At 68.8% G+C, this 2162-nt stretch carries 2 protein-coding genes; both read left to right on the top strand.

Features of this window, described 5'->3' with window-relative positions:
• Positions 1-150: 150 nt before the first annotated feature.
• Complete coding sequence (locus tag G6020_RS12865; protein WP_179525998.1) at positions 151-699, top strand: YbjN domain-containing protein; 549 nt, start codon at positions 151-153, stop codon at positions 697-699.
• A 256-nt stretch (positions 700-955) separates the two neighbouring features.
• Positions 956-2056 (top strand): IS30 family transposase, encoded by a 1101-nt coding sequence (locus G6020_RS12860; protein WP_182610888.1) that lies wholly within the window; start codon positions 956-958, stop codon positions 2054-2056.
• Positions 2057-2162 lie beyond the last annotated feature (106 nt).

The following is a 2162-nucleotide window of genomic DNA, read 5'->3' as shown; positions in this document are numbered from 1 at the left end:
GGCGCGCGAATCCGGACCGCAGCGGCGCGGCCCGCGACCCCGGCCCGCGAACCCGGCCCCGTCCGAACAAGCCCCCGTGACGAATCGCTCACGAGTCCGGGCCGTCGAACCGAAGGAGTCACCATGATCGACCCCACCGAGAACAAGCGCATGGACGACGACGGCGGGTCCGCGCCGCGCGGTGCCGACGACGTCGACCGCCCCACCCTCGAGTTGATCCGACGCTTCCTGGTGGAGCGGGACATCGAGTCGACGTTGGCCGACGGCCGCGTTTTCGTGGTCCAGCTGCCGGGGGAGAAGCGGCTCAAGACCGCCTGCCATCTGACGGTGAACCGGGAGAGCGTGCGGATCGAGGCATTCGTCTGCCGCAAGCCCGACGAGGACTTCGAGAGGGTCTACAAGTACCTGCTGCGGCGCAACCGTCGGCTGTACCAGGTGGCGTACACGCTGGACAACAACGGCGACATCTACCTGGTGGGCCGGATGCCGCTGGTCGCGGTGACCGAGGAGGAGCTCGACCGCGTGTTGGGCCAGGTGCTCGAGGCGGCGGATCACGACTTCAACATCCTGCTCGAGACCGGCTTCCACACCTCGATCCGCCGCGAGTGGGAGTGGCGCGTCTCGCGCGGTGAGCCGCTGCGCAACCTGGACGCGTTCCGCCACCTCACCGAGGACCTGCCCCAGCCGGGGCACGAGTAACCCGCGAGCCCTCGGCGCCCGCCCCCGGCGCCCGCCTCTCCGTCGAGAAGAGCGTTCCGCTCACCCTCTTCTCGGTGGTCTCCAGGAGCTAGCGCAACACCCTGACTGATCGGGGTGTGTGGTGGCTCAAGAGTTGGACTGGAGACTGCGGGCGGGGGTGTGTCGGTCCCTGCTCGAGGGAAGTAGCGGGCGTGATGCCGCGGCGCAGTGGGGTGTCAGCGTGGCTACGGCGTGGAGGTGGGCCAAGCTGGCGGGCATGACGTTTGACGTGGGCCGGCACGGTGGCGTGGGCGTGGATCCCGGGACGGCCGGGACCCAGCGACCCTTGGAGAAGTTGGCGAGTTATCGCCGGTTGAGCTTGTTCGACCGGGTCTATATCCAGGCCATGTTCGAGCTGCCGACTCCGGCCGGTGTGCGGGCGATCGCTCGGGGTCTGGGGGTGGCCGCCTCGACGATTTGCCGGGAGCTGGCTGCCCACTCGTTCGAGCACTGGGGCAAGCGACGCTACGACGCCCGGTTGGCCCACCTGCTGGCCCTGGGCAAGCGCGCACGCTGCCGGCCGGGCAAGCTGGAGACCGCGCAGCTGCGCGGCGAGGTCATCGCCCGGTTGAACCAACGGTTCTCACCTGAGCAGGTCGCCGGCCAGCTGCGGTTGATGTTCCCCGAGCAGCCGGAGATGCACGTGTCCCACGAGACGATCTACCAGGCCTTATATGTCCAGGGCAAGGGTGCGCTGCGGCAGGAGCTCAAGGTCGAAAAGGCGCTGCGATCGGGGCGCAAGGGCCGCGTTCCCGCCTCCCAGCTGCCACCGCGCACCTCCCGCCCGTGGCTGCACGGGGCGCGGCTTTCCGACCGGCCGGCCGAGGTAGAGGACCGTGCCGTGCCCGGGCACTGGGAGGGCGATCTGGTGGTGGGGCCGAACAACTCCGGCATCGTCACCCTGGTCGAGCGCCAGACCCGGTACGTGCTGATCGGCAGGCTTCCCGGCTGCCGGGACAGCGCCACCGTCACCGACGTTCTGGCTCAGATGATCGCGGCGTTGCCCTCCCGATTGGTGGCCACGATCACCTGGGACCAGGGCACCGAGATGGCAGCGCACGCCGCGTTCACCGTCAAGACCGGCTGCCCGGTCTTCTTCTGCGATCCGCACTCGCCCTGGCAGCGCGGATCCAACGAGAACACCAACGGCCTGATCCGGGACTTCTACCCCAAGGGCACCGACTTCAACACCCTCAGCGACGCCGAAATCGCCGAGACCGAGCGCCTTCTCAACATCCGCCCCCGAGAAACCCTCGGCTTCCACAGTCCCCATGCGAAGATGACCGAACTAATCGACGGTGTTGCGCTAGCTACCTGAGACTGCCCTCGAGAAACGTGTGCGGAACGCTCTTGGCGATGGAATCGGGCCGGACGCGGGACCGGACGCGAGGCCGGTCAGGCGGAACCGGACGCGGGCCCGGTCG

The organism is Dietzia sp. B19 (assembly GCF_014145155.1).
Classification (GTDB): domain Bacteria; phylum Actinomycetota; class Actinomycetes; order Mycobacteriales; family Mycobacteriaceae; genus Dietzia; species Dietzia natronolimnaea.
The sequence above is the reverse complement of the archived record's forward strand: the minus strand, read 5'-3'. Positions and strand labels throughout refer to the sequence as shown.

Coding starts and splice junctions, on each gene's coding strand:
- G6020_RS12865 (WP_179525998.1), top strand. CDS start 151: ATGGACGACGACGGCGGGTCCGCGCCGCGCGGTGCCGACGACGTCGAC.
- G6020_RS12860 (WP_182610888.1), top strand. CDS start 956: ATGACGTTTGACGTGGGCCGGCACGGTGGCGTGGGCGTGGATCCCGGG.